Below are 255 nucleotides of genomic sequence, written 5' to 3'. Positions count from 1 at the left end.
ATCGCGCTGCTGGCGTCCAAGCTCTCCCTCGGCACCCAGATCAACACCGGCCCGAGCAAGCTGCGGCGCACCGAGCGCGGCCAGGTCTACATCACCCGCGACTACGCGCTGACCCTCGGGATTCCCTTCGACAAGCTGCCTACCCCGATGGCGTTCCAGTACCGCGAGAAGCTGCAGGCGGCCACCGCCGGCACCCCGTTCATCGCCGAGGCGCGCACCGCCGGATTCCAGGTCTCCGGCAAGGACTCCCTGGAC

Annotated in this window: 1 protein-coding gene; it reads left to right on the top strand. The window is 69.0% G+C overall.

The window, feature by feature from the left end:
• The coding region (locus AX744_RS20870) for a hypothetical protein (RefSeq protein ID WP_197429273.1) at window positions 1-255 on the top strand (255 nt) is incomplete at both ends.

The organism is Microbacterium sp. CCH5-D1 (assembly GCF_001557335.1).
Taxonomy (GTDB): Bacteria; Actinomycetota; Actinomycetes; order Actinomycetales; family Microbacteriaceae; genus Microbacterium; species Microbacterium oxydans.
This window is presented reverse-complemented; position numbering and strand designations above follow the sequence as displayed.